The 23,357-nt window shown below is 64.6% G+C and carries 23 protein-coding genes; 14 read left to right on the top strand and 9 right to left on the bottom strand.

What is annotated here, in order from left to right:
- Window positions 1-149: 149 nt before the first annotated feature.
- The 6 genes from NR187_RS01660 to NR187_RS01635 all read left to right on the top strand — a co-directional run bounded on the left by NR187_RS01660 (window position 150) and on the right by NR187_RS01635 (window position 5,462).
- Entirely contained in the window at window positions 150-899 is a 750-nt protein-coding gene (locus NR187_RS01660; protein ID WP_211381934.1) for an ABC transporter ATP-binding protein, read from the top strand.
- Window positions 896-2,422: a permease gene (locus tag NR187_RS01655; protein ID WP_256805576.1), complete on the top strand. Its 1,527-nt coding sequence runs from the start codon at window positions 896-898 to the stop codon at window positions 2,420-2,422. Before NR187_RS01660 ends, NR187_RS01655 begins: the two co-directional genes overlap by 4 nt.
- 43 nt (window positions 2,423-2,465) lie before the next feature.
- Window positions 2,466-2,825 carry a type II toxin-antitoxin system VapC family toxin gene (locus NR187_RS01650; protein WP_256805575.1) on the top strand — a complete coding sequence of 120 codons (360 nt, stop codon included), beginning with the start codon at window positions 2,466-2,468 and terminating at the stop codon, window positions 2,823-2,825.
- 70 nt (window positions 2,826-2,895) lie between these two features.
- The gene (locus tag NR187_RS01645) at window positions 2,896-3,708 is read left to right on the top strand and encodes an MBL fold metallo-hydrolase (RefSeq protein ID WP_256805574.1); all 813 of its coding nucleotides are present in this window, start codon (window positions 2,896-2,898) and stop codon (window positions 3,706-3,708) included.
- 65 nt (window positions 3,709-3,773) lie between these two features.
- Window positions 3,774-4,295, top strand: coding sequence for a hypothetical protein (locus NR187_RS01640; RefSeq protein WP_211381931.1), 522 nt, complete (start codon window positions 3,774-3,776; stop codon window positions 4,293-4,295).
- A gap of 114 nt (window positions 4,296-4,409) precedes the next feature.
- Entirely contained in the window at window positions 4,410-5,462 is a 1,053-nt protein-coding gene (locus NR187_RS01635) for an amidohydrolase (protein WP_256805573.1), read from the top strand.
- 70 nt (window positions 5,463-5,532) lie between these two features.
- Here NR187_RS01635 and NR187_RS01630 read toward each other — a convergent pair whose 3' ends face one another.
- Complete coding sequence (locus tag NR187_RS01630) at window positions 5,533-5,988, bottom strand: cupin domain-containing protein (RefSeq protein ID WP_211381929.1); 456 nt, start codon at window positions 5,986-5,988, stop codon at window positions 5,533-5,535.
- A 237-nt stretch (window positions 5,989-6,225) separates the two neighbouring features.
- Here NR187_RS01630 and NR187_RS01625 point away from each other — a divergent pair, with 237 nt between their 5' ends.
- Complete coding sequence (locus tag NR187_RS01625) at window positions 6,226-6,780, top strand: hypothetical protein (protein WP_256805571.1); 555 nt, start codon at window positions 6,226-6,228, stop codon at window positions 6,778-6,780.
- Between the two features lie 9 nt (window positions 6,781-6,789).
- Here the strand turns inward: NR187_RS01625 and NR187_RS01620 are convergent, their stop codons facing one another.
- Window positions 6,790-8,046 carry an aminopeptidase gene (locus NR187_RS01620; protein ID WP_211381927.1) on the bottom strand — a complete coding sequence of 419 codons (1,257 nt, stop codon included), beginning with the start codon at window positions 8,044-8,046 and terminating at the stop codon, window positions 6,790-6,792.
- 112 nt (window positions 8,047-8,158) lie between these two features.
- Entirely contained in the window at window positions 8,159-9,520 is a 1,362-nt protein-coding gene (pcaB, locus tag NR187_RS01615) for a 3-carboxy-cis,cis-muconate cycloisomerase (protein WP_256805570.1), read from the bottom strand.
- Between the two features lie 404 nt (window positions 9,521-9,924).
- Here pcaB and NR187_RS01610 point away from each other — a divergent pair, with 404 nt between their 5' ends.
- On the top strand, window positions 9,925-11,478 hold the full coding sequence (locus NR187_RS01610) for a winged helix-turn-helix domain-containing protein (RefSeq protein WP_211381925.1): 1,554 nt from the start codon (window positions 9,925-9,927) through the stop codon (window positions 11,476-11,478).
- Window positions 11,479-11,533: 55 nt separating this feature from the next.
- On the opposite strand, the gene NR187_RS01605 is transcribed toward NR187_RS01610, so the two are convergent.
- Both NR187_RS01605 and mddA read right to left on the bottom strand, forming a co-directional pair.
- Window positions 11,534-11,956 carry a GFA family protein gene (locus NR187_RS01605; protein WP_211381924.1) on the bottom strand — a complete coding sequence of 141 codons (423 nt, stop codon included), beginning with the start codon at window positions 11,954-11,956 and terminating at the stop codon, window positions 11,534-11,536.
- A 205-nt stretch (window positions 11,957-12,161) separates the two neighbouring features.
- Window positions 12,162-12,950: a methanethiol S-methyltransferase gene (gene mddA, locus NR187_RS01600; RefSeq protein ID WP_211381923.1), complete on the bottom strand. Its 789-nt coding sequence runs from the start codon at window positions 12,948-12,950 to the stop codon at window positions 12,162-12,164.
- A gap of 133 nt (window positions 12,951-13,083) precedes the next feature.
- Here mddA and NR187_RS01595 point away from each other — a divergent pair, with 133 nt between their 5' ends.
- The gene (locus NR187_RS01595; RefSeq protein ID WP_211381922.1) at window positions 13,084-14,634 is read left to right on the top strand and encodes a winged helix-turn-helix domain-containing tetratricopeptide repeat protein; all 1,551 of its coding nucleotides are present in this window, start codon (window positions 13,084-13,086) and stop codon (window positions 14,632-14,634) included.
- Window positions 14,635-14,652: 18 nt separating this feature from the next.
- Here NR187_RS01595 and irr read toward each other — a convergent pair whose 3' ends face one another.
- The gene (irr, locus tag NR187_RS01590; RefSeq protein ID WP_256805568.1) at window positions 14,653-15,135 is read right to left on the bottom strand and encodes a Fur family transcriptional regulator Irr; all 483 of its coding nucleotides are present in this window, start codon (window positions 15,133-15,135) and stop codon (window positions 14,653-14,655) included.
- Window positions 15,136-15,316: 181 nt separating this feature from the next.
- On the opposite strand from irr, the gene NR187_RS01585 reads away from it, so the two are divergent.
- Window positions 15,317-15,628, top strand: coding sequence for a hypothetical protein (locus tag NR187_RS01585; RefSeq protein ID WP_256805567.1), 312 nt, complete (start codon window positions 15,317-15,319; stop codon window positions 15,626-15,628).
- Window positions 15,629-15,631: 3 nt separating this feature from the next.
- Here NR187_RS01585 and NR187_RS01580 read toward each other — a convergent pair whose 3' ends face one another.
- The 3 genes from NR187_RS01580 to NR187_RS01570 all read right to left on the bottom strand — a co-directional run bounded on the left by NR187_RS01580 (window position 15,632) and on the right by NR187_RS01570 (window position 17,789).
- Entirely contained in the window at window positions 15,632-16,201 is a 570-nt protein-coding gene (locus NR187_RS01580) for a DUF2147 domain-containing protein (protein ID WP_211381920.1), read from the bottom strand.
- 32 nt (window positions 16,202-16,233) lie between these two features.
- Complete coding sequence (locus NR187_RS01575; RefSeq protein ID WP_211381919.1) at window positions 16,234-16,896, bottom strand: DUF3313 domain-containing protein; 663 nt, start codon at window positions 16,894-16,896, stop codon at window positions 16,234-16,236.
- Window positions 16,897-17,150: 254 nt separating this feature from the next.
- Window positions 17,151-17,789, bottom strand: a complete 639-nt coding sequence (locus tag NR187_RS01570) for a TetR/AcrR family transcriptional regulator (RefSeq protein WP_211381918.1) — start codon at window positions 17,787-17,789, stop codon at window positions 17,151-17,153.
- 215 nt (window positions 17,790-18,004) lie between these two features.
- Between NR187_RS01570 and NR187_RS01565 the strand changes: the two genes are divergently transcribed.
- From NR187_RS01565 to NR187_RS01550, 4 genes are all read left to right on the top strand, one after another.
- Window positions 18,005-19,555 carry an ABC transporter substrate-binding protein gene (locus tag NR187_RS01565; protein ID WP_256805566.1) on the top strand — a complete coding sequence of 517 codons (1,551 nt, stop codon included), beginning with the start codon at window positions 18,005-18,007 and terminating at the stop codon, window positions 19,553-19,555.
- Between the two features lie 202 nt (window positions 19,556-19,757).
- Window positions 19,758-20,729, top strand: a complete 972-nt coding sequence (locus NR187_RS01560) for an ABC transporter permease (protein WP_211381916.1) — start codon at window positions 19,758-19,760, stop codon at window positions 20,727-20,729.
- A complete protein-coding gene (locus NR187_RS01555; protein ID WP_211381915.1) occupies window positions 20,726-21,565 on the top strand; it encodes an ABC transporter permease in 840 nt (279 codons plus the stop codon). The genes NR187_RS01560 and NR187_RS01555 overlap by 4 nt, the downstream gene beginning before the upstream one ends.
- 2 nt (window positions 21,566-21,567) lie before the next feature.
- The gene (locus NR187_RS01550; RefSeq protein WP_256805565.1) at window positions 21,568-23,187 is read left to right on the top strand and encodes an ABC transporter ATP-binding protein; all 1,620 of its coding nucleotides are present in this window, start codon (window positions 21,568-21,570) and stop codon (window positions 23,185-23,187) included.
- Window positions 23,188-23,357: the final 170 nt, after the last annotated feature.

Here is a 23,357-nt window from a genome sequence, read left to right as displayed (position 1 = left end):
TCAGCCTGAACCGCCAAGCGCTGTCAACAAACGGTGACTTGCCTTTAGTCCAATCCGGATGACGGAATTTGCGGCAACGCGATTCACCGTGCCGAAACATCTTCAGGTCATGGTCGCGAGCAATGCAAAACCGGATGGTGTGGCCCGTCATGAAGCCCGACAGATCGGCGCTGGAAGTCCTGGGGTTAACGAAGCGTTTTGACCGCCTGGCGGTCGATAGCCTCGATCTCACCATCCATGCCGGCGAATTCTACGCGCTGGTCGGCCCCAATGGCGCCGGCAAGACCACCACTTTGCGCATGGTTGCAGGCCTGCTCAGGCCCGATGCCGGCGCGGTCTCGATCTTCGGCATCGACGCGCTCCAGAATCCCGTCGCCGCCAAGCAGGTGATGGCGTGGGTGTCCGACGAGCCCATGATCTATGACAAGCTCACCCCGCTCGAATATCTCGAATTCGTCGCCGGCCTCTGGGGCATCGCGCCATCGGTCTCGGAACCGGTCGCGCAGGAGCTCTTGAGCTCGCTCGGGCTCGAGCCGCACCGGCACGAACGCTGCGAGGGCTTTTCCAAGGGCATGCGCCAGAAGGTCGCTCTCGCCGGCGCGCTCGTGCACGATCCCCGCCTCATCATTCTCGACGAACCCCTGACCGGCCTCGACGCCGTCTCCGCGCGCCATGTGAAGGGTCTCCTGAGCGAGCGCGTCAAGGCCGGCTGCACCATCATCATGACCACGCATATCCTCGAGGTTGCCGAACGCATGGCCGACCGCATCGGCGTGATCGCCTCCGGCCGCCTGGTTGCGGAGGGCACGCTCACCGAGCTGCGCCAGCAGAACGGTCACGGCGACACCAGCCTGGAAGATCTCTTCATCGCCTTGGTGACGCTCCAGGAAGCCGCATGAGCTCGGCGACCGCGCTCTCCTGGTTTGCCCGCCACGAGCTCCGGCTCGCCTGGCGCGAATGGTTCGCCATGATGACCGGGGGGCGGCGCAAGCGAACGCGTGCCGCGGTGATCGGCCTGCTGTTCTTCGCAGCGCTGCTGCACGTGCCCGCCTGGGCCGTGATCGGCCGGTTCGCCGACCTGTATTTGCCGCTCGACAAATCCGCGCTGATCGTGATCTCCGCGACGATCTTTCTGGCCTGGACCTTGATGGTGTCGCAGGCGATCGAATCGGTGACGCGGGTGTTTTACGCCCGTGCCGATCTCGACCTCATCATGTCCTCGCCCGCGACGCTGGCCAATCTGTTCTCGGTGCGCATCGCCGCGATCGCGCTCTCCGTCACGGTGATGGCGCTGCTGTTCTCGATGCCCTTCATCGACGTGCTGGTGTTCGGGGGCGGCGCGCGCTGGCTTGCGGCGTTCGGCCTCGTCGTCGCCATGGGCCTGTCGGCCGCGGCGGTCGCGATTGCGGTCACCATCCTGCTGTTCCGGCTGATCGGCCCGGCGCGCACGCGGCTCATAGCCCAGATCCTGGCCGCGATCATCGGCGCCGGCTTTGTGATCGCGCTCCAGGTCGCGGCAATCATGTCCTACGGCACCCTGTCGCGCTTCACCATCCTGACCTCGGGTAGCGTGGCTGACCATGCCCCCGACGTCGACAGCTTCTGGTGGTGGCCCGCGCGGGCGGCGATGGGCGACGGTGGGCCGCTGCTGCTGCTTCTGGCGCTCGGCCTCGTGCTGCTCGGGAGCGTCATGGCGATCTTCTCGGGCCGCTTCGCCGATACTGCGATCGATGCCGCCGCTTACGGCAAGTCCGGTCGCCAAGGTGCGAAGGAACGCCCGTTCCGCGGCGGATCGCGGCAGCAGGCGCTGCGGCGCAAGGAATTTTCGCTGCTCTGGCGTGATCCCTGGCTGGTCTCGCAGACCCTGATGCAGCTGCTCTATCTGGTGCCGCCGGCGCTGCTGCTCTGGCGCAGCTTTGCCGACAGTTCCGCGGCGCTGACGTTGATTACGCCGGTTATCGTCATGGCGGCGGGACAGCTCGCAGGAGGGCTCGCCTGGCTGACGATCTCGGGCGAGGACGCGCCCGATCTGGTCGCGACCGCACCGTTGACACCATCCGGCGTCACCCGCGCCAAGATCGAGGTGGTGCTGATCGCGATCGCCGTCATCTTCTGCCCGCTGGTCACGGCGCTCGCCCTTGCCTCGCCGCTCCAGGCCGCGGTCAGTGCCGGTGCCGTTGTCATCAGCGCGGCCTCAGCCACTGCGATCCAGCTCTGGTTCCGGGTCCAGGCCCGGCGCAGCCAATTCCGCCGCCGCCAGACCTCGTCGCGGCTTGCGACGTTTGCCGAAGCCTTCTCCTCCATCGGCTGGGCTGCCAGCGCCGCGCTTCTGCTCGCGCTGCCGCTTGCCGGCATCATCAGCGGCCTGATCACCGCAGGGCTCGTCGCCATCACGTGGAAATTCAGCCCGCGGCGGGAGTGAGGGCCTTTCAGAAGATCTGCCTTCTCTTGAATGTAAGGCCATTTTGCCTTACGAAGATAATGCCGAGCAGAGCAAGGCAGCCGAAGCCATTCTCAAGAAGGCCGACGTGGTGGCCATCTCGATCTCAGCACTCTGTGAGCTGAGCTGGGTTCTCTCACGAGGCTACAGGATTTCCGCTGACGATATCGCAGCTTCCATCCGGCACTTTCTCAATACCGCCAATGCGACCGTCAATCGCCCGTTGGCCGAAGCTGGATTGGCCTTTCTCGAAGCCGGAGGCGATTTTGCCGATGGCGTCATTGCCCACGAAGGAAACTGGCTTGGGGCCGACACGTTCGTGTCTTTCGACAAGAAGGCCGTGAAATTGATCGAGGCAAGCGGCGGATTGGCGCGGCTGCCCTAGCGCGACATGACCGCGGCCGGATTCGACGATACACTGTCTGGATCGCTGCTTGAGTGACGGACGGTCTGCTATGTATCGACTAATCTTGGCGGTCTTCGCGTTTCTTGGCTGGGTCGCCGCACCTGCCCTCGCCCAGCAGCCACAGCGCAGCGAGTGTCTGGCGATGGCGAATGCGGCGCCGCGCGCCATGCCGGTCGCGTTCCGGCAGGCCGCCAGCTCGGCCGAGGTCGAGATCACCTATGCCGGCCACTCCACCTATTTCATCGATACGCCTGGCGGCTTGCGCATCGCCACCGACTACAGCGGCGCCTACCAGGTCGGACGGCTGCCCGATGTCGTCACCATGAACCGCGCGCACAGCACGCACTACTCCTTATATCCCGACAAGCGCATTCCCCATGTGCTGCATGGCTGGGGCGAGGACGGCAAGCCGGCCATCGTGTCGGAACGTATCGGCGACACCTTCATCCGCAACGTCACCACCGACATCCGCCGCTATGTCGGCGACGATGCCGGCGCCGACATGATCCGCGACGGCAATTCGATCTTCATCTTCGAGGTCGCGGGCCTCTGCATCGGCCATCTCGGTCATCTCCACCACAAGCTCGACGACAGCCATTTCGCCCAGATCGGGCGGCTCGACATCGTGATGGTGCCGATCGACGGCACCTACACCATGTCGCTCGACGGCGTCTCCGATATCACCAGGCGGCTGCGCGCCTCGGTGGTGCTGCCGATGCATCGCTTCGCCACCCCGCTCGACGACTTCATGCGCCGCACCGGCCAGCAGTTCGAGATCGACCACCGCACCGAGCGCTCCTTCCGCATGTCCCGGGATGCGCTGCCGTCGAAGCCGACTGTGATCATCCTCGACGGGGTCTGACGCGCAATTTTCTCCAAGTCGGCAGCCGGCCGGTCGTGCTGCTCTCCCCACGACAGGAGATCGGCATGACCGACTTTGCGAGATTGTTGCACGCGGACGGACCGAACCCAGAGCACGCGGCGGCGCTGCAGCTTTACGGCCGCTTCGTCGGCGATTGGGACGCCGAGATCACCGCCCACGGTCCGGACGGGACGAAACACACCGCGGCCGGCGAAATCCATTTTGGCTGGGTGCTGGAGGGCCGCGCCGTCCAGGACGTCTGGATCATCCCCCGCCTCGCGGGCAGCCCGGCGTTGCCGATCGCCGGCAACTGGTACGGCACGACGCTGCGGGTCTACGATCCGACCATCGATGCGTGGAGGATCTCCTGGTTCGATCCCGGCCGCAGCGTGTTCCGCCAGCAGGTCGGGCGCCCGCAGGGCGAGGACATCGTGCAGGAAGGCGTCACCGAAGCCGGAGACCTGACGCGCTGGAGGTTTACCGAGATCACCGGCGATTCCTTCCATTGGCTCGGCGAGGTCAAGCCGGCCGCCGCAGCCAATTGGCGGCTCGTGGTCGATGTAAGGGCGAAGCGGCGGAGTATCTGACGACGGCGCCCCGCTGTGCTCGCGATGAGGAGCGCGGTTGCGCAACGTGCGCTGCTGCGCAAAGAGATGAGGTGCTAGGCTCCCACCACAAGAGAATAAAAGGAGCGAACGCCGATGGCTGCAAGCGGTCTGCCCGCCAATACGAGCGGGCTGTTCGTCGAGCCGCGCGAGGACTGGCTCGCGCAATATCAGGAGGAGATCATCGATTCGGCTCGGCCGATCGTCGATCCCCATCACCACCTCTGGAATCGCGGGCACCGCTATCTGATCGAGGAGATGGCGGCGGACATCGCCTCGGGCCACAACATCGTCGCCACCGTCTACGTCGACTGCCGCTCGATGTATCGCGCACACGGGCCCGAAGCATTCCAGCCCGTCGGCGAGGTCGAGTTCGCCAATGGCGTCGCCGCGATGAGCGCGAGCGGCGGTTACGGCAAGGCCGCGATCTGCGCCGGCATCGTCAGCCACGTGAATTTGCTGCTGGGCGATGCAGCGAAGCCGGTGCTGGAAGCCGAGATCGCGGCAGGCAACGGCCGTTTCCGCGGCATCCGGCATTCCTCGGCCTGGGACGAGGATCCCGCCGTCGCCGGCATGTATGCGAACCGGCCGAAGAGACTGTTGCAGGACCCGACCTTCCGCAAGGGTTTTGCCTGCCTCGCACCGCTGAATCTGAGCTTCGATGCCTGGCTGTTCCATCCGCAGATCGACGAGCTGACCGGGCTCGCGCGCGCCTTTCCGGGCACCAGGATCGTGCTCGACCATTGCGGCGGCCCGGCAGGCGTCGGCCGCTTTGCGGGGCGGCGCGAGGAGGTGTTTCCGCAGTGGCGCGCGTCGATCCAGGAGATCGCGAAGTGTGAGAACGTGGTGGTGAAGCTCGGCGGGCTCGCGATGTGCCTGCTCGGCTACGACTTCCATCTGCGCGAGAGGCCGCCGTCATCCGAAGAGCTTGCTGCGGCCTGGCGACCCTATGTCGAGACCTGCATCGACGCGTTTGGACCCACGCGGGCGATGTTCGAGAGCAATTTCCCGCCGGACAAGGGCCAGTGCAGCTATCAGGTGATCTTCAACGCCTTCAAGCGCATCGCGGCGCCCTTGAGTGAGGCCGAGAAGACGGCGCTGTTCTCACAGACCGCGACCGATGTCTACCGGCTCGAACGGCCGTCATGACGAGAAAAAGGGCCGGGATATTGATCCCGACCCCTCTCCCGTCGTGGCCGCTGGGAAGCGTCCTTAAAAACTAGCCGGCCCCCATCAGCGAGGCGGGGCGGCGTTCGCCGGCGGAGACGAACATCCGCTTGAGCCTGTTGACGACGCGGATCAGGAAGCCGATCATCACGGGATTGGTCTTGCGGCAGAAGGCGATCTTCTTGACGTGTCCCTCGACATGCCATTTGGCATGCGCGCCATCGCGGAAGAAAATGACGTCGCCCGGACCGTAGCGCTTCGGCGGCATGCCGTCGCTTTCGAGCACGATCGACCCTTCCATGATCATGATCGTCTCGTCGATGTCGTAATACCAGTTGAAGCGCCCTTCGGTGCAGGCCCAGATGATGGTCGAAGCGGTGCCGTCGGCGCTGGTGGACAGGATGTGCGAGCGCGATACCGGATTGCCCTCGATGATCCAGGACGGCTCGATCGGCCGCAGCTCGAGCTCAACGTTGCAACTACTGATTTCAATCAATGCGCGCGACATCTGTCTCCCCAAGGGATATAATATGACCGGCCGGGTCTCGGCTCGGATTGTTTCGAAAGATGTTTGGAACGCTAGTAGCCGGCTTTTAATTCTTTCTTACGCGGGCCCCGACAATCAGCCGCAAGTTGCAGATGCGAAGCGGTTAACGTCGCGATTTCCCTGCAATTTCGCGCAGATGAACCCGTCTTTTCCGGGGTGCGACAAAATGCGCGGAACGATCTGAAAGGAGCCATGCCGATGCCCCTCACTCCCGAGGTCCTCGCAGCCAACAGCGAGGCCGTCGCCTGGCTCGGCAGCCTCGATGTCTCCTTCGCAGCCGAAGAGGAGACCTGGTTCACCGTCGACGGCATCGAAAGCCCCCTGCACATCGGCAGTGACGGCTCCGGCGGCGCGTTCGTGCTGCTCCCGTCGCAGAACGTGCTCTACGTCTCGTCGGAAGGCCGCGCGGGAATTATCGCGGAGGATTTCGAGGCGTGGGTCCAGCTCGTCGTCGCCCGACCTTATTGGCTCGACATCCTGAAATTCTCCACCGGCGGCGATCTCGCCGAGATGCGGCGCGCGGCGGATGCGCTGGAAGCGACACTCGACGACGAGGACGACGTCAACGAGGCGCGCGAGGAAATCCGCAGCGCGCTCGACCTGCCGGAGGCGAACGATCCGGTCGGCGCGCTCTACGACGCAGTGGCTGCCTCCGACGCCATCGTGCGGGCCACCGACGGCAGCCCATTCACGACGCTATTCAACCGCTTCAGCATCGACAACAGCCCGATGCGGCGCAACGCGGCGGCCTGAGGAAAAATCCTACTTCGCCCACTCGCCCTTGCGGAATACCGGCACCTTGCTGCCGTCGGCAAGAATGCCGTCGATGTCGGTCTCGGCTGAGCCGATCATCCAGTCGATATGGATGAGGCTCTGGTTGCCGCCTTGCGCCGCGATCTGCTGCGGCGTGAGCTGGGCGCCGTTGACGAAGCACTTCGAATAGCACTGGCCGAGCGCGATGTGAGATGCCGCGTTCTCGTCGAACAGCGTGTTGTAGAACAGCAGCCCGCTCTGCGAGATCGGCGAGGAATGCGGCACCAGCGCCACTTCCCCGAGACGCCGCGCGCCCTCGTCGGTGTCGAGCACCTTGTTCAGCACCTCCGCACCGCGCGAGGCCTTGGCATCGACGATCCTGCCGTCCTCGAAGCGCACCGCGATGTTGTCGATCAGCGTGCCCTGGTAGGACAACGGCTTCGAGCTCACGACATGGCCGTAGACGCGACGGCAATGCGGCGTGGTGAAAACCTCTTCGGTCGGGATGTTGGCGTTGCAGCTGATGCCGTTCTTGGACAGCGAGGCGCCGCCCTCCCACTCGTGCCCGTCGGCAAGCCCGATGGTGAGGTCGATGCCGGGACCTGCGTATTGGAGCGCGCGAAAACGCTGGCCGTTGAGCCAGTTGGTGCGCTCGCGCAGCACCGCATTGTGGCTCGCCCAGTTGCCCATCGCGTCCTCGCGATCGACGCGCGAAGCCGCGAAGATCGCATCGGCGAGCTTGCCGATCGCGACGTCTTCGGGATCGTTGGGAAATACCTGCCTGGCCCAGGACGGGCTCGGATAGGCGATGATGTTCCAGTTGGTGTCGAAATTGACGATTTTTTCCAGCGCCGGCTGATAGGCCATCGAATTGGCCTTGCTGGCTCGCGCCACCTTGGACGGATCCTCGCCCGACAGCAGCATCGGATTGTCGCCGACGATGGCGAGCCGCGCGGTGTTGTCCGAGAACGCCTTGGCCATGCCCTCGTAGAGCCAGTTGGCGGCGCGATCGAAGCTGTTGTCGTGGCCGTGGCGATAGCGCGCCAGCGTCATCTCCTCGTCGGAGAGAATCGGCGTCACGATGCCGGCGCCGGCCTTGTAGGCATGCACGGCGATCCGTCGCACCAGCGGCAACGCGATCGCGGGCGCCGTCAAGAGCAGATCCTGGCCCGGCCGCAAGCCCAGGCCCACCTTCACCGCCACCTCGGCCAGCCGGTCGAGCTTCGCAGGATCGATGGGAGTGGTGGAATTGCGGTGATCAGTCATGCGGGGTCCTCTGCCGAAGCTCTCTCGTCCAATTTAAGTCTAGCATCGCAAGGCGCAAGTGCGCGAGCACCTTGCGGCACGGAGAGATACGCAGTTTCACGCATTTTGGTTTTCAACGCGTTGCCGATTTCAGCACCCGGTCGACCATGGCGGGAGCAAGGCCGAGGTAATTTTTCGGTGAAGTAAGCGCCTCGATCCCGGCACGGTCGATCCTGACAGAGACGCGGGCGTCGGACGAGAGCGCGTCCGCCAGCGTCAGACCCTTCTCGTTGGCGAGCCTGCAAGCGTCATAGACCACGTCATGCGCTTCCTGCCGCCCGATCTGCGGCGCGAGCCCCATCATGACAGCTTCGGCCACGATCAGGCCGCGACTGATGGCGAGATTGTCGTTCATCTTTGTTTCGTCCACGACGAGGCCTGCGAGCGCGAACTTCGCCTGGTGCAGGGCGCCGGCCGTCAGCACGAAGCTTTCGGGGATCGCCATCCATTCGGCGTGCCAGGGGCCGGTGGCGCGCTCGAAATCCTGCACCATGGCATCCAGCATGAGTCCGGCGTGCTGGCGCACCGCCTTGGACGCGGCGAGCATCAGTTCCGAGGAGATCGGGTTGCGTTTCTGCGGCATGGTCGAGGAGGCGCCGCGCCCCTTGACGAAGGGCTCGTAGACCTCTGCGAATTCAGTCGAAGCCATGATCATGATGTCGAGCGCGATCTTGCCGAGCGAGCCAGTGACGAGCGCGAGGAAGTTCACGGCCTCGGCAAAGCCGTCGCGAGCGACATGCCAGGTCGAGGCGGGAACGCCGAGCTTCAGCTCGGCGCAGAGCGCCTCCTGCACCTCGAAGCCCTTGTCGCCGAGCGAGGCCAGCGTTCCGGCAGCGCCGGCGAACTGGCCGACCAGGACGCGCGGCTTCAATTGCGCCAGACGCTCGGCATGGCGATCGAACATCGCGAGCCAGATCGCGGTCTTGTAGCCGAAGGTGACCGGCAGCGCCTGCTGGAGATGGGTGCGGCCCGCCATCGGCGTGTCGCGGTAGCGCTTCGAGAGCTCGGCGAGGATCCTGCGCAGCTCGGCGATGTCGTGCGCGACGATATCCAGCCCGGCGCGCAATTGCAGCACCACGGCGGTGTCCATGATGTCCTGCGTGGTCGCGCCCCAATGCACATAGCGGCCGGCATCGCCGCATTGCTTCACCATCTGATGCACGAGCGGAAGGATGGGGTAGCCGACCACGTCGGTCTCCTGGCGCAGCAGATCGAAATCGAGCGCGGCAACGTCGGTCCGCGCCGCGATCTGATCGGCGGCTTCCTGCGGAATCACGCCGCACTTCGCCTCCGCCTTCGCCAGCGCCACCTCGACCTCGGCATAGCGCGCGAGCGTCGCGACATCGGAAAATATCTCCCGCATCTGCGGCGTGCCGAAGGCATCGCGGAACAGCATGGAATCGATCACGGTGGTCGCGGCGGAAAAAGCGGGCATGGGCGTTTCTTCGTGGTTGGTGTTGTATGAAGGGTAGCTTACGCAGGCCACCCTGTTCGGCAAAGGACATTCAGTGTTCGGCGCACACTCAGTGGTGTGCGATGCTCTCGCAGGCGCGTGTCGAGTTGTCAGCTCCGTCATCCCGGGGTGGCCGCTGAAGAAAGCGGCCACCTCAGGGTGACGGCGGCAAGAACAGGAAGATCCGATCCGGTACGTAGCCCGCGGCCATCCGGCTCAAATCGTCGCATTCTCGTCGCGGTTGTATTTCCCTCCGAAAACCGCATGGCTGCCATCACGCGATCGTGGTGAACCGGGCAGACCTCTCGTTAGACTCACAGACTTCGTGTCGAAATCCATATTGATTTCATCATTGCCGAACCTATTGTGAGGTCTGAGTTTTCGACGTGCAGTTTCTGTTCCGGGATCATCTCCTCGACACCGACCTGCGCGAGCTGAGCCGCGAGCAGGTTCCCATTGCCGTGGAGCCACAGGTCTTCGATCTCGTCGTCCATCTCATGGAAAACCGCGACCGGGTGGTGAGCAAGGACGAGCTGATCGACAAGATCTGGCATGGGCGCAGTGTCTCCGAATCCACGCTGACCAGCCGCATCAATGCGGCACGCAAGGCGATCGGCGACAGCGGCGCAAGCCAGGCGCTGATCCGCACCATCGCCCGCAAAGGCTTTCGTTTCGTCGGCAATGTCCAGACGCAGCTTGGGGCGGTCGCCTCGGATCTTGGCCGCGTCGCGCAGACTCAGTCCATGCTCGCGTTGCCCGACCGGCCCGCAATCGCGGTCCTGCCCTTCACCAACATGAGCGGCGACCGCGAGCAGGATTACTTTTCCGACGGCATCAGCGAGGACATCATCACCGCGCTGTCGAAACTTCGCTGGTTCTTCGTCGTCGCGCGCAATTCCTCCTTCGTCTACAAGGGCCGCGCCGTGCACATGCACGACGTCGCGCGCGAGCTCGGGGTGCGGTACGTGGTCGAAGGCAGCGTGAGGCGGAGCGGCGAGCGCCTGCGTATCTCGGCCCAGCTCAACGACGTCTCGACCGGCAGCCATCTCTGGGCCGAACGCTACGATCGCGAGCTTGCCGACGTCTTCGCCGTGCAGGACGAAATCACCGAGGCGATCGTCGCCGCGATCGAGCCGCAGCTCTATACGGCCGAGAGTTTTCGCGCCCAGCAGAAGCCACCGGGCAGCCTGGATGCCTGGGACCTCGTGATGCGCGCGTTGTCGCGTTACTGGCGCATCACCCGCGAGGACAATGCCGCCGCGCAGGACCTGCTCGAAAAGGCGGTCGCGATCGACCCCGCCTATGGCAAGGCGCTCGGCCTGCTCGCGACCAGCCATATCTTCGGCGCGCATATGGGCTGGGCCGACATGGCTGCGACCGTGCCGCTCGCCGAACGCGCGGCGCTCGCCGCGGTGGAGGCTGATCGCGAGGATGCCTGGGCCCATCACGGCCTCGCCTATGCTTATCTTTTCCGCCGCCGCTTCGATGACGCGCTGGCGGAGTTCGAACTGGCGCTGCAGCTCAACCCGAATTTTGCGATGGCGCACGCCTTCTATGGCGTGACGTTGTGCTACGCGGGGCGGTGGCAGGACGGCGATGCCGCCGCGCGCCGCGCGCTGCGGCTGAGCCCTCGCGACCCGCTCGCGGCGATCTATTGCGGCGTTTCCGCCTATGCTCGATTCATAGGCCGCGACTACGAAGGAGCCGTGCAGATGGCGCGGGAATCGATGCGACAACGCGCCGATTTCGTCGGCGCACATCGCGTGCTGACGGCCGCCGCCGGCATGTCGGGGGACACCGCGCTCTCGGCTGCGGCGCTGGAAGGCCTGCGCCGCGCCCAACCCGGCATTTCGCTCGCCTGGATCACGCGCGAGCTGCCCATGCTGCGGGACGAGGATCGCGCGCATTATCTGGAAGGGTTTCGGCGCGCGGGGATGTGAACGACTTCTCCCTCTCCCCGTTTGCAGTGCGCTTGCGGGGAGAGGCGAAGAAAGTCTATTCCTGCATCATCTCGCCGCTGCCGCCGAACTCGGCCGGAAAATCCTTCAGCTTGGGCAGGCCGTCGCGCATCGGCAGAACCGTCTCGGCGTAGTTGACGTGGACGCCGGGCGCGAATGCGAGCGTGGGGATCGTGGCGGTGAAGACGTCGACCAGGCCGAGTGGCGGGTGGTTCGTCATGAGATGGCCGCCGCACTTCCGGCAATATTTGCGCTGGCTGAGCGGCGTCTTGGCAAACGTCTCGACGTTCTGAGCGCCTTCGGTGATGCGCACAGCCTCGGGCTTCCAAAGGCTGAATGCGTTAACCGGGCCGCCCGACCACGAGCGGCAGGAACGGCAATGGCAATAGCCCATCGCCTCCGGCGCACCCGTGACCTCGATCGTGACCGCGCCACAGAAGCAATTTCCGACATGTTTCATTGGGTCGTCTCCGTTGATGAAGGGTTGAATTCCTCTCCCCGCTCCTGTCCGCCGATAACTCGGCAAAGCGGATGCGGGGAGAGGCGTCGGGATGAGGGGGAATCACCCCGATGGACGTGAAGACTGCAGTCCGGCAAGGTCCGTTACGCGTCATCGTTCCGCCGCGCATCCTCCTTTCGGCGGACGCGACGGAACGACGCGAGCGCTATATCGATCTGCGCCAGGGAATAAGCATCGACACCCGTTGTTTGTACTGCCGGTACTCGTCGCCGAAGAGATCGACGAGGTCATGCTCCTCCAGCGCGATGCCGACGAAGATGTAGAGCGTGGTCACGGCCGCGAACAGCAGATGGCCTGCGGTCATGACCGGCGCCGCCCAGAACGCGACGATGAAACCGAGATAAATCGGATGGCGGACGAACTTGTAGAGCAGCGGCGTCTTGAAGCGTGGCGGCGTCTCCTCCTTGCCGACGAGATGATTGGTGACCTGGTGCAATCCGAACAGCTCGAAGTGATTGATGATGAACGTCGAGGTGAACACCAGGATCCAGCCCGCGAAGGACAGCGTGACCACCGTCACGGCAAGATCCGGATTTCCGACATCCCAGATGACCGATGGCAGCGGACGCCATTGCCAGAACAGGAGCAGCAATGACAGGCTCGCAAACAGCACATAAGTGCTGCGCTCGACCGGCTTGGGGACGAATTGCGTCCACCACGCCTTGAACTGCCGGCGCGCCATCACGCTGTGCTGAACGGCAAACAATGCCATCAGCAGCAGGTTGATGATGACGGCCTCGGCCGTCGGCGTGTCGGTTCCGGTGTCGATGGTCTTCGGCACCACCAGCCCCATGACGAAGCCGATGGCGTAGAGAATAGTGACGAAAAACACGAGATATGCCGCAATTCCGTATAGAAAGGCGATGAACTTGAAAATGCGTGAGCCCGCAACCTCCGGGCCGATGGAATAAACCTGATGTTCAAATTGGGTCATAGAACGCTCCGTTGTGCCGAGGCATCGGCACTATTTGGTCTTCTCACCATGCCGGTTCGGAGGTCCCCATGCTTTCGCGGATGGTTGATTTTCGCCTGAGACGACTTTGATTTTTGCTTGAGACGACAGAAACGTGCGATTTCTCTTTGAAAACAACGTGCTCGACGGCGATCTGCGGGAGCTGACCTGCGGCGGCACCCCCGTGCCGCTACAGCCGCAGGTGTTCGATCTCCTGCTCTACCTCGTCGCGCAGCGTGCCCGTGTGGTCAGCAAGGATGACCTGATCAGCGAGATCTGGAGCGACCGCATCGTCTCGGACTCCGCGCTGAACAGCCGGATCAACGCCGCGCGCAAGGCGCTTGGCGACGACGGCGCAACGCAGCGGCTGATCAAGACTATTCCGCGCAAGGGCTTCCGTTTCGTCGGCGAAGCCCGGGAAGATGGGGCAACAACTCTTGCGCCAGAGGAACCCGGCCCTGCTCCCTCACGGGTCGTGACCGACCGGCCGGCGATCGCGGTGCTCGCTTTCGAGAACATGAGCGGCGATCCCGCGCAGGAATATTTCGGCGACGGGATCAGCGAGGACATTCTCACGGCGCTATCGAAGCAACGCTGGTTCATGGTGATCGCCCGCAACTCGTCCTTCACCTACAAGGGACGCTCGGTCCATATCAGGCAGATCGCCGAAGAGCTCGGCGTCCGTTACATCGTCGAAGGCAGCGTGCGCAAGGCGGACAATCGCGTGCGCATCACCGCACAGCTCAACGACGCCACCACCGGCAGTCATCTCTGGGCCGAACGCTACGACCGCGAGCTCGGCGACGTCTTCGCCGTGCAGGACGACATCACCAACGCGATCGTCGCGGCGATCGAGCCGCAGATCCATGCGGCGGAGAATTTTCGCGCCGACCGTAAGCCTCCCGCAAGCCTTGACGCCTGGGACCTGTTGATGCGCGCCCTGTCGCATTACTGGCGGGTGACGCGACAGGATCACGCGGCCGCACAGACCTTGCTCGAACGCGCCATTGCCATCGACTCGAACTACGGCCAGGCGCTCTCGGTGCTCGCGGCAAGCCACATGTTCGGCGTACATCTCGGCTGGGCGGAGCTTGCCACGACGGTGCCGATCGCAGAGGCTGCCGCGCTCGCCGCGGTGCGCTGCGACCACGAGGATGCCTGGGCGCATGCCGCGCTCGGCAGCGTCTTTTTCTCGACGCGCAGGCTTTCCGACGCGTTATCCGAGTTCGAGCAGGCGCTCGCGCTCAACCCGAATTTCTCGCTGGCGCAGGGCTATTACGCCCTGGCGCTGTCCTACGCCGGGCGATCAAGCGAATCGTTCGACGCAGCACAAAGAGCGATCCGGCTCTCACCGCGCGATCCGTCGCTGGCGATCTACTACGGCATTGCCGGCTACGCGCGCTTCACCGAGCGGCGCTATGACGAAGCCATCACGCTCGCGCGCGAGGCGATCCGCCACCGCGGCGATCTCACCGGCGCTTACCGCGTGCTCGCGGTTTCAGCCGGCATGACCGGCGACGGGATGCTTGCGGAGACGGCGCTGGACGAGCTCCGCCGTACCCAGCCGGGCATTTCGCTGCATTGGATCGCGACGCAATTGCCGTGGGCCAATGAGGCCGATCGGGAGCACTATCTGGAGGGATTCCGGCGGGCCGGATTACGCTAGAACATCGTCCTGCCGCCCCTACGTCGCGCGCTTCCGGCGCAGATGGACGATGACGTCGAGCCGCGCGATCTCGTGGCCGGGAAGCGCCTCGGGCAGCTTGGTGAAGGTCAGACCGTCGGCGACGTCGACCAGCAGATCCTCGCCTTCGAGGTAGAAGTGCGGGTGCACGGACGTATCGGTGTCGAAGAACGACTTGATGCCGTCGGCGGCGATCCGGCGCAACAGGCCGGCTTCGGTGAACTGGTTCAGCGTGTTGTAGACGGTCGCGAGCGACAGGTACGCGTTCGCCGCCATCGCCTCTTCATGGAGTCCCTCGGCGGTGACGTGCCGGTGGCCGCGCAGGAACAGCAATTGGCCGAGCGCCAGGCGCTGGCGCGTCGGGCGCAGACCGGCATCGCCCAGCAATTGCAGGCAGCGCTGCACGCCCTCATCCGGCTCCGGCGCGACGACGTCCGGGCCGCTGTCGTCGCCCGCAGGGATAGTCGTGGCCTGCATATCCATCGATCGTCTCACGGCTGAAAGAACCAGGGCACGCAACGCGGCGTCCGGCCAGTTGCCACTCGATCGCAGAAACGGCGACTTGGCTTTGATCCGGATCAAATCCGGAAGCGGACGCCTCTGACCTATCGCAAGGCGGCCCGGTTTATTCCCGGCCAAAATGAGAGGCATCGATGAGGTTCACATGTCCCGTCCGGTTCCCGACAAGGCAGAGATCGCGCTCGAATATCCCGACAAGTTCTATGTCGGCACCTTCGAGCACTCATCGCGGTTCGAGGCACGGCTCGACGGGAGCGGCGTCGCGCTGGTGCTGCAACATCCGGGCGCGGCCGACGAACGCAAGTCGGTGCATCTGCACATCAACTTCGGCCTGCTCGCCAGCATCCTGCGCGAGCTCGCAGGCAGCGTCGCTGCCCTCCCCAAGGATGACATCGCGCACCGCGAGCAACTCGCAGACGCCCTCGATGAGTTGCGGCGGGCGCTGCGATCGTCGTGAAGACTACTTCCCCTTCGCCTGTACCGGCTTCGGTGCCGGCACTTGCGCCCATTCCTTGTCGGCGCGGGGGCCGTTGAGATCGCCGGTCAGGCCGACCAGCTGGCCGGGCTGGACGTCGAGAGTCTGCTGCCAGGTCTGGGTCTGGCACAGGAACTTGATCAGGCATCCCTTGAGCTTGAGGCGGTCGGGGGATTCGCGCCACAGCGAGACCGAGTAGAACTTGCCGTCCTCGGCATTGTAGATGTCGCCGGCAAACCGCCCCTCTGCCGTCGCCTGCAGGCCCATGATGAGCTGGTGGCCGAGCAGCGCGCGGGCGCGCTTGTCTGCATCAGGGTTTTCCTTGTCGCGATAAGGCTGGCCGCGCTTGTCGGCCGGCTCCTTCATCCAGACGATGAAGCCGCAGATGCGCTCGCGCGACGGACCGCAGCGTTCGAGCCGAATGCGGGCGCGGCCGTCCTCGACCAGCCAGGTGCCGCTTGGATCAGTGGGCGCGGCAGCGCCGGCGCGGCCGCCGATGATCATCATCACGACGGTGATCGCGACGCGCAGCACGAAGCGAAGCAAGAAGTTCATCGGCAGCACCTTTCGTTGGGTGGATTGCGGCGTCAGTTGAGTTGCGCCATCAGCGCGTCGGCGCCCTTGTCGAGGCCGGCGGTGGCGGCGGCGAGCGAGCCGGCCGTAGCCTTGATGTCGTAGGCGCCCGGGTATTGCTTGGTGACGTAGGCCGAGAGCAGGCGCGAGGTCGTGGCGTCGAAGATCTCGACGCCGTAGACGACCGAGCCGGTCATCGTCCCCTCACCGTCGCGCGCGGCCTGCACGCCGTTGTAGACGGCGCCGGCGAGGTCGAAGCGTGAGAGCGTGCCGAGCACCGGCGTGTTGGTGACGGCGCCGGTGAGCGTCAGCCTGATCCGCAGCGTGTTCGGTCCGCGCTCGCGCACCAACGCGAAACGGCCGCGCAGCCGCTCGGCGAATGAATTCTGCATGTAGGCGGCGAGCGTCGCCTTGTCCTTGTCGGACATGTCGCCGAACTGGTGATCCTTGCCGCGGTAGACCACGACGGGATCGAGGATCACCTTATGGTACGCGCGCCAGTCCACCTGGGTGGAATAGCGGTAGGGCACGCGGCCGGAGGCGTCCGATTTGTCCGGGGCCATGTAGGCCGAGGACGCCATCTCCGAATAGGGCACGGGCGCGACCGAGGCGCAGCCGGCCGCGGCCGCGCAAAGCACCAGCATTCCCGGACCGCGCAGGGCGATCGAGCGATCCATTCCAGACTCCTCTAGCGGCTTTCAGCAAGGGCTATGGGGACCGCAGCCGCGTTTTGGGACCAGACGCGGCTGCGGCGCTCACCATTGCCGGCCCAAGGCATCGTCCGGGGCCATTTCAGAAGCCTTGGGCCGTCTCAGTGTTTCCGCTTATAAAACCGACCAGTTGGTTTGTAAAGTGCGAAAATGACGGTCTGGCACCTTTGGCCGCAGGCGCGGTTTTGGGCAGGCGCCGGTCGGAATTCGTTAACGATGTATCAGGCGCGCTTGCGCGGGGTTGCGGCCTTTGCCGCCGGCGCTGCGCCGGACTTGGCCGTGCGGACCTTCGCCGCCTTTTCGAGAGGACGCCACTGATCGTCATCGAGCAGGCGCGCGAACAGCCGCTGGTGCTCGTCCTTGCCAAGCGGCGACATGCCGAACAGCGAGCTCAACAACAGTCCCCGCGCCGCGGCCCAGCGCAACAGCGCGAGCTCGGGATCGGCGGCCTCCGCCTTGATCGCCTCCACCCGCTTCAACTCACGCTCGCGCGGCAGCACCATCAGGCCGGGATTTTCGACCATGGCCGCAACAAGCGCCAGCGCTGCGGAATTCGGCGACGTGGCCGCTTCGCGTACGGTGGCAAGCTGCGTCGCCAGGTGGGGATTGGCCGAGGTCCCACTGACCTTCGCCATATAACGGAGCGAGAACTCCTCGAAATGATCCATCTGCCGCTCCAGGAGCGCCTTGAGCACGGCCTCCTTGGTGCGGAACTGGTGCATGACGCCGCCCTTGCTCAGACCGCTCTCGCGCGCGATGGCATCGAGCGTCAGCCGGCCGGGCCCGTCGCGCGCAATGATCCTGGTCGCCGCATCGAGCGCAGCGTTGCGGGACCGTTCGGAGCGCGTGGCATTGTCCATGGCGGACTTGTCTCCGTGACAGGAGAATGAATCAAGTGAAAACAGGACGCGCTGTACATTTTTTGTGCGAACACTGTCGAGACTTTCATCTTGCGGCGCCGAACGGGACTATGTGAGCCTCGATCTCGGATGGGGACTGGGATGGGCCGGCCGTAGCTTTGCGCGCCACAACGTGCGAAGCGCTTGCGGCCGGCCTCGTTTGAGAAAGATACGACATGCCAAAACGAGTGTTGCTTGGTCTTCTCCTGGCTTGCGGCCTCACGGCCTCGGCGCTGGCGCAAGAGCCAAAAACGGGGGGTGTGATCAACGCCGTGATCCAGCCCGAGCCGCCCGGCCTGATGCTGGCGATGGTCCAGAACGGCCCGGTGCAGATGGTGGCGGGCAACATCTTCGAAGGCCTGCTTCGCTACAGCCCGAAGCTCGAACCGCAGCCGGAGCTCGCCGAGAGCTGGAGCGTCAGCGAGGACGCGAAAACCTACACATTCAAGCTCAGGAAGGGCGTGACCTGGCATGACGGCAAGCCCTTCACCGCCGCCGACGTGCTGTTCTCGGTCGAGATGCTGAAGCAAACGCATGCGCGTGCCCGCAACAACCTCGCGCAGGTCGACAAGATCGAAGCGCCCGACGATTACACGGTGGTGTTCACACTGAAGCAGCCGTTCGGCCCGTTCCTCGGCATCTTCGAGGTCGGCTCGATGCCGATGGTGCCCAAGCATCTGTATGAAGGCACCGACTGGAAGACCAACCCTTACAACAACGCGCCGGTGGGCACCGGTCCCTTCATGTTCAAGGAATGGCAGAAGGGCTCGTTCATTCGCCTGGTCAAGAACCCGAACTATTACGAAAAGGGCAAGCCCTATATCGACGAGATCTACTGGCAGATCATCCCCGACGCTGCGGCGCGCTCGGTGGCCTACGAGACCGGCAAGGTCGACGTGCTGCCCGGCGGCTCGGTCGAGAACTTCGACGTGCCGCGGCTGTCCAAGCTGAAGGACACTTGCGTCACCGGCGCCGGCTGGGAGTTCTTCTCGCCGCTGGCCTGGCTGTGGCTCAACAACCGCCAGGGCCCGCTCGCCGACAAGCGGGTGCGGCAGGCGATCATGTATGCGATCGACCGGGATTTCGCCAAGGACGTGATCTGGAACGGGCTCGGCAAGATCGCGACCGGCCCGTCCGCCTCGAGCATCAAGTACTACACCGCCGACGTGCCGAAATATCCGTACGATCCGGCCAAGGCCAAGGCGCTGCTGAAGGAGGCCGGCTACAAGGGCGAGAAGATCCGCCTGCTGCCGCTCGCCTATGGCGAGACCTGGCAGCGCTGGGGTGAAGCCGTGAAGCAGAACCTCCAGGACGTCGGCATGAACATCGAGACGATCGCCACCGACGTTGCCGGCGGCAACCAGAAGATCGGCGACTGGGACTACGACATCGCCTTCACATATCTCTACCAGTACGGCGATCCAGCCCTCGGTGTCGGGCGCAACTACGTCTCCAGCGCCATCGCCAAGGGCCAGGTGTTCAACAATGTCGAGGGCTACTCCAACCCGGAGATCGACAAGCTGTTCGCCGATGGCGCCGTCGCGACCTCGGATTCCAAGCGCAAGGAGATCTACGAGAAGGCGCAGAAGATCCTGGTCGAGGACGTGCCGGTGGCCTGGATGCTCGAATTGCAATTCCCAACCATCATGCGCTGCAAGGTCAAGAACCTGATCACCACCGGCATCGGCGTCAATGACGGTTTCAAGGACGCATGGCTCGACAAGTAGCGATGATTCGCGCCGCACGCTTGCTTCACCTCCCTCGCATGCGGGGGAGGTCGACGCGCTCGCAGAGCGCGGCGGGAGAGAGCTCTCTCCACTCGGCGTCCTCTCTGCGGAAATACCCTCTCCCCTGCCCTCTCCCGCCAGCGGGGGAGGGAGCGCACCGCGATTGCGGCTGCGTTCAACCTGATCTGATCGCCATCTAATTATGCTCTCCTTCGTCGCTCAGCGTGTCGTGAAGGGCGTGATCGTCCTGCTCGCGATCGTCGTTCTCAATTTCTTCCTGATCCGGCTTGCGCCCGGCGACCCCGCCGTCGTGATGGCGGGCGAGGCCGGGGCCAGCGACCAGATCTTCGTCCAGCAGCTCAGGGAGAAGTTCGGCCTCGACAAGCCTGTACCCGAGCAGCTCTTCATCTACGTCAAGGGCATCGTGACACTCGACCTCGGCTTCTCCTTCCGCCAGCAGGCGCCGGTGTCGAAGCTGATCCTGGAGCGGTTGCCGGCGACGCTCCTGCTCACGCTGACGGCCTTCGCGATCTCGCTGGTGCTCGGCATCCTGTTCGGCACCTTCGCGGCGCGCTTTGCCGGGACCTGGCTCGACACCGCGATCACGATCTTCGCGCTGGTCTTCTACGCCATGCCTATCTTCTGGGTGGCGCTGATGGGCATCCTGCTGTTCTCGGTCACCATGGATTGGCTGCCCAGCTTCGGCTACGAGACGGTCGGCGCCAATTTCTCCGGCCTTGGCCATGTGGTCGACGTCGCGAAACATCTGATCATGCCGGCGATGACGCTCGGCCTGTTCTTCATGGCGACCTACACCCGCATGACGCGAGCCTCGATGCTGGAGGTGAAACGGCTCGACTTCGTCAAGACCGCGCGCGCGAAGGGCCTTTCCGATGCCGTGATCCAGCGCCGCCATGTGCTGCGCAACGCGCTGCTGCCGGTCGTGACGCTCGCCGGCGTCCATTCCGGCACGCTGATCGGCGGCGCCGTCATTACGGAGACCGTGTTCGCCTGGCCCGGCATCGGACGCCTGATGTACGACGCACTGCTGCAGCGGGACTACAATCTGCTGCTCGGTGTGTTCGTGATCTGCTCCGCCATGGTCCTGACCTTCAACCTCATCACCGACCTGGTCTATCGCCTGGTCGACCCGCGCATCGAATTCACCTCATGAAACAGTTCTGGAAATCGATGCTGAAGAGCCCGAGCGGCGTCATCGGGCTCGTCATCCTGCTGCTCGCGATCGGAGTCGCGGTGTTCGGACCGATGCTGTTCCCGAACTCGCCCTGGCGCATGGTGCAGCGGCCGTTCCTGCCGCCGTTCACGCTCTCGACCGTACCGCTCGGTACCGATGCGCTCGGCCGCGACGTGTTCGCCGGCATGATCTTTGGCGCACGCGTTTCACTGCTGGTCGGCCTGGTCTCCACCCTGGTGGCGCTGGTCGTGGGCGTGCCGATCGGCGCCATGGCCGGCTATTTCGGCGGCAAGGTCGACGACGCCCTGATGCGCTTCACCGAGTTTTTCCAGACCATTCCGAGTTTCGCGCTCGCGATCGTGCTGGTCGCCATCCTGCAGCCCTCGATCTATTCGATCGTGGCCTCGATCGCCGTGGTGAGCTGGCCGCCGGTTGCCCGCCTCGTGCGCGGCGAGGTGCTGTCGCTGCGCACGCGCGAATACGTCCAGGCCGCCGTGGTCACCGGCCAGAGCAACGCCTGGATCATCCTGCGCGAGATCCTGCCCAACGCGCTGTCGCCGGTAATCGTGCTGGCGTCGCTGATGGTGGCGACCGCGATCCTGCTGGAATCCTCGCTGTCGTTCCTCGGCCTCGGCGATCCCAATCTGATCTCCTGGGGCTACATGGTCGGTGCCGGCCGCACCGTGATCCGCCAGGCCTGGTGGATCACGGTGTTTCCGGGCATCGCCATCCTGATCTCGGTGCTCGGCCTCAATTTGATCGGCGAAGGCCTCAACGACGCGCTCAACCCGCGCCTGTCGCGGGAGGGACGCTGACGATGACCGCCCCGCCCGCCGTCTCCATCAAGAACCTGCGCATCGCGCTGCCCAAGGGCGCCGAGCGAGACTTCGCCGTCGACGGCATCTCGCTCGATTTGCGGCCCGGCAAGATCGTCTGCGTCGTCGGCGAATCCGGCTCCGGCAAATCCATGTGTGCGCATGCGCTGATGGGTCTCCTGCCGGACACGGTCGACGTCGCCTCCGGCGAGATCCAGTTCGAAGGCCGCGACCTGCTCAAGCTCGATGACGACGGCTGGCGCGATCTGCGGGGCCGCAGGCTCGCCATGATCTTTCAGGAGCCGATGACCGCGCTCAATCCCCTGATGCGGATCGGCGACCAGATGGCGGAGATGTTCGAGGCCCACGGCCTGCTGACGCCGACGGAGCGGCGCGCAAGAGCGCTCTCGCTGGCGCGCGAGGTCGGCCTTCCCGACCCCGAGCGCATCGTGCGCGCCTATCCGCATCAGCTCTCCGGCGGCCAGCGCCAGCGCGCCATGATCGCCATGGCGCTGGCACTCGAACCGGCGGTGCTGGTCGCGGACGAGCCGACGACCGCGCTCGACGTCACCACGCAGGCGCAGATCCTCAAATTGATCCGCAACCTCCAGCGCAACCGCAACATGGCGGTGATGTTCATCACCCATGATTTCGGCGTGGTCGCCGACATCGCCGACCAGGTCGTGGTGCTCAGGCATGGCAAGGTCGTGGAAGAAGGCCCCGCCGCGACCGTCTTCAACGAGCCGCAGCACGACTACACCAAGGCGTTGCTCGCCGCCGTGCCGACGATGGATCCGCCGGCACGCCAGCCGCTCGACGATCAAGCCAGGGCCGTCGAGGTGATCGGGCTGGACAAGACCTACGTCACCTCGGGCGGCTGGTTTCGCGAGGACCGCCGCGTCGATGCGGCGCGCCAGGTCAACTTCAACATCCTCAAGGGCGAGACGCTTGGCCTCGTCGGCGAATCCGGCTCGGGCAAATCGTCGGTAGCGCGCCTGGTGATGCGGCTGATCGAGGCCGATCGCGGCACGGTGCGGATCGGCGAGACCGATCTTACCTCGCTCTCGGGCAAGGCGCTGCGTGCGGAGCGCCATCGTATCCAGATGATCTTTCAGGACCCGTTTGCCTCGCTCAATCCGCGCCGCAAGGTTGGCCACATCATTGCCGACGGCCCGATCGCCGCCGGCACCGGTCAGAAGGTGGCGTTCGACCGCGCACGCGATCTCCTGAAGATGGTCGGCCTGGACGCGGGCGCGCTCGAGCGCTATCCGCATGAATTCTCCGGCGGCCAGCGCCAGCGTATCGGCATTGCGCGCGCACTTGCACTCGAGCCCGAGATCATCGTCGCGGACGAAGCCGTCTCCGCGCTCGACGTATCCGTGCAGGCGCAAGTGCTGAAACTGCTCGAAGACCTCAAGGCGCGCCTCGGACTCTCGATGCTCTTCATCACCCACGATCTGCGTGTCGCCGCCCAGATCTGCGACCGCATCGCGGTGATGCAGCGCGGCGCCATCGTCGAGCTGAAGCCGACCGCACAGCTGTTCGCATCTCCGGAGCACCCCTACACCCGCGAATTGCTGGCGGCCGTGCCCGGGCGGAAGGAACGGGCGCCGGCAGCGTGAGGTAACCGGTTCTACCGGGCACCCGATATTCGGCCGATTTTCCGCAGGAACGGGGCGGTCACGCGCTTGTTATTGCTTCAACAGCGCTGCTCCGGCTTCAAAGCCGCGAGCGGCATCCTACATGCTTGGCATGACATTCATCATCTAATGATGCCGTTCAACGTTTGGAG

This window comes from Bradyrhizobium sp. Bra64, from assembly GCF_024519875.1.
Classification (GTDB): Bacteria; Pseudomonadota; Alphaproteobacteria; order Rhizobiales; family Xanthobacteraceae; genus Bradyrhizobium; species Bradyrhizobium japonicum_G.
The sequence above is the reverse complement of the archived record's forward strand: the minus strand, read 5'-3'. Positions and strand labels throughout refer to the sequence as shown.

What these genes read in the sequence shown, in the direction of transcription:
- NR187_RS01660 (WP_211381934.1), top strand. Translation starts at nt 150, where the DNA reads ATGAAGCCCGACAGATCGGCGCTGGAAGTCCTGGGGTTAACGAAGCGT.
- NR187_RS01655 (WP_256805576.1), top strand. Translation starts at nt 896, where the DNA reads ATGAGCTCGGCGACCGCGCTCTCCTGGTTTGCCCGCCACGAGCTCCGG.
- NR187_RS01645 (WP_256805574.1), top strand. Translation starts at nt 2,896, where the DNA reads ATGTATCGACTAATCTTGGCGGTCTTCGCGTTTCTTGGCTGGGTCGCC.
- NR187_RS01640 (WP_211381931.1), top strand. Translation starts at nt 3,774, where the DNA reads ATGACCGACTTTGCGAGATTGTTGCACGCGGACGGACCGAACCCAGAG.
- NR187_RS01635 (WP_256805573.1), top strand. Translation starts at nt 4,410, where the DNA reads ATGGCTGCAAGCGGTCTGCCCGCCAATACGAGCGGGCTGTTCGTCGAG.
- NR187_RS01630 (WP_211381929.1), bottom strand. Translation starts at nt 5,988, where the DNA reads ATGTCGCGCGCATTGATTGAAATCAGTAGTTGCAACGTTGAGCTCGAG.
- NR187_RS01625 (WP_256805571.1), top strand. Translation starts at nt 6,226, where the DNA reads ATGCCCCTCACTCCCGAGGTCCTCGCAGCCAACAGCGAGGCCGTCGCC.
- NR187_RS01620 (WP_211381927.1), bottom strand. Translation starts at nt 8,046, where the DNA reads ATGACTGATCACCGCAATTCCACCACTCCCATCGATCCTGCGAAGCTC.
- pcaB (WP_256805570.1), bottom strand. Translation starts at nt 9,520, where the DNA reads ATGCCCGCTTTTTCCGCCGCGACCACCGTGATCGATTCCATGCTGTTC.
- NR187_RS01605 (WP_211381924.1), bottom strand. Translation starts at nt 11,956, where the DNA reads ATGAAACATGTCGGAAATTGCTTCTGTGGCGCGGTCACGATCGAGGTC.
- mddA (WP_211381923.1), bottom strand. Translation starts at nt 12,950, where the DNA reads ATGACCCAATTTGAACATCAGGTTTATTCCATCGGCCCGGAGGTTGCG.
- irr (WP_256805568.1), bottom strand. Translation starts at nt 15,135, where the DNA reads ATGGATATGCAGGCCACGACTATCCCTGCGGGCGACGACAGCGGCCCG.
- NR187_RS01585 (WP_256805567.1), top strand. Translation starts at nt 15,317, where the DNA reads ATGTCCCGTCCGGTTCCCGACAAGGCAGAGATCGCGCTCGAATATCCC.
- NR187_RS01580 (WP_211381920.1), bottom strand. Translation starts at nt 16,201, where the DNA reads ATGAACTTCTTGCTTCGCTTCGTGCTGCGCGTCGCGATCACCGTCGTG.
- NR187_RS01575 (WP_211381919.1), bottom strand. Translation starts at nt 16,896, where the DNA reads ATGGATCGCTCGATCGCCCTGCGCGGTCCGGGAATGCTGGTGCTTTGC.
- NR187_RS01570 (WP_211381918.1), bottom strand. Translation starts at nt 17,789, where the DNA reads ATGGACAATGCCACGCGCTCCGAACGGTCCCGCAACGCTGCGCTCGAT.
- NR187_RS01565 (WP_256805566.1), top strand. Translation starts at nt 18,005, where the DNA reads ATGCCAAAACGAGTGTTGCTTGGTCTTCTCCTGGCTTGCGGCCTCACG.
- NR187_RS01560 (WP_211381916.1), top strand. Translation starts at nt 19,758, where the DNA reads ATGCTCTCCTTCGTCGCTCAGCGTGTCGTGAAGGGCGTGATCGTCCTG.
- NR187_RS01555 (WP_211381915.1), top strand. Translation starts at nt 20,726, where the DNA reads ATGAAACAGTTCTGGAAATCGATGCTGAAGAGCCCGAGCGGCGTCATC.
- NR187_RS01550 (WP_256805565.1), top strand. Translation starts at nt 21,568, where the DNA reads ATGACCGCCCCGCCCGCCGTCTCCATCAAGAACCTGCGCATCGCGCTG.